Origin of the sequence: Candidatus Protofrankia californiensis (genome assembly GCF_900634765.1) — a bacterium.
Taxonomy (GTDB): domain Bacteria; phylum Actinomycetota; class Actinomycetes; order Frankiales; family Frankiaceae; genus Protofrankia; species Protofrankia californiensis.
In genome coordinates, this window is sequence record NZ_CAAAFT010000018.1 from 3283 (window position 1) to 4925 (window position 1643).

The following is a 1643-nucleotide window of genomic DNA, read 5'->3' on the forward strand; positions in this document are numbered from 1 at the left end:
ACCTTGTGAAGATCGCTAAGGAGGTGCTTGCCGAGCTTCGTCTGAACGCTCGTTCGGTAAGCGCGTCTGCGATGGCGCGCGGCATCCGGGCACGCGGGGGATCGATCTCCACCGACCGTGCGCACAAGCTGTTTGCGCACGTCGCAGACATCGTGGGGGAGGTGGCAGCGTGAAGACCGACATCCGCGCCGAACTCCGCTTGCTGCCTCTGTGGGCCGCTGCCGCCGTGGTCCTGGTGGCCGTTGTCGTCCTGGTCCTGCGCATCACCGGTCTGATCGTCGTGGCGATCGTCGACGCGGCCGAACGGATCGACGTGGCCGTGTCCACGACGCTCGGGATCTCCCCGCTGGGCGCCTCCACTCTCCTGCTTCCCGCCGACTGGACGCCCGGCGGGGGGTGGCAGCGGTGACCGCACCGGTGAGCCTGAGCAAGGACGGGGCAGACGTGGGTGATGTTGTCCCGATCCGGCCGTGGGTGCCTGCAGTATCCGAACCGACGGCAACGGAGGTTGCCGAACCGCTCACCGGCGAGGTCCTGCCGCCGGTCACGGCGATCGGCCGCATCGTTCCGGCGGAGGATGACGCGGCCCGTGAGGCGCTGGCCCTGGCGGCAGGCCGGATGGTGGCCCGGTCGGTTTTCCAGGTCAGCCGCGGGCACGGGGTGTGGGCGCGGCGTGCGGTCGACGCGGCCACCTACGGGCTCGTTCGTGAGCAGATCCGACAGGCACGTGCGGACGGAGACCGGGAGGCCCTCGCCGAGTGGCATGACCGGTTGCAGGCAGCCAAGGCGGGACGTCGCCAGCGGCTCCTGAACCTGCCCGCGACCCTGCGATCCGCGGTTGTCGCCGTCATGGCCCTGGTGGCGTTGCTCGCCGGTCTGCTGCTGGTACTCGGCATCGTCGTCGCGGTCACCACGCCGGCGGGGGTCACCTGGGGCAGCTACTGGGGTGCGCTGGCCATGGCCGGTGACATCCTGGCCACGATCGTCGCCGTCGCCGTGCAGGTCGTCGTGTACGGCGCGGGTCCCGCGTGGCTGGTGGCCGCGTACCGGGCGGGCAAGGCCGGCGGTGTGATGCCCGGCTGGGCGCTGGCACCGTCCGCTCGTGATGAGGCGACGTCGATCCTCACCCCGGTCGGGTTGGCGGAATCGCTCGCACATCTGGGGATCGCTCCGCTGAACAAGGCGATCAAGGATGGGTGGACCGTCGGGTTCGACCTCCAGCCCGTACGGGTCAACGGCAGGGGCTATCAGACCGTGTTCTCGCTGCCGATGGGGGTCACCCCCGACATGATCGTCGACAAGCGGGATGTGTTGGCCCGCAACCTCAACCGCGATCCGTTCGAGGTCTGGCCCGCCAAGGCCGAGCGTGCCGGCTACGTCGATCTGTGGGTGGCCGACTCCGGTTCCACCTCCAAGCCGGCACCGGAGTACCCGCTCCTGCACGCGGGCACCGCGGACGTGTTCGCCGGTGTCCCGCTGGGGGTCATCCAGCGCGGGGATGCGTTGAGCACTCCGCTGGTGGAGGCCAACGTGGTCTACGGCGGGATGATGGGGCAGGGAAAGTCGAACGCGGCCCGGGTGGTGATGCTCGGTGCCGCACTCGACCCGCTGGCCGAACTGTGGGTGTACGTGTTCGCCGGAAA

General features: G+C 69.8%; 1 protein-coding gene and 1 pseudogene. Both read left to right on the forward strand.

Going from position 1 to position 1643, the window contains the following annotated elements; genetic code table 11:
- Positions 1-169 precede the first annotated feature (169 nt).
- A complete protein-coding gene (locus tag DD1DGNOD_RS00710; RefSeq protein WP_131764636.1) occupies positions 170-409 on the forward strand; it encodes a hypothetical protein in 240 nt (79 codons plus the stop codon).
- Positions 406-1643, forward strand: a pseudogene (locus tag DD1DGNOD_RS00715) (cell division protein FtsK); the annotation flags it as partial. The gene DD1DGNOD_RS00710 and the pseudogene DD1DGNOD_RS00715, both read left to right, overlap by 4 nt.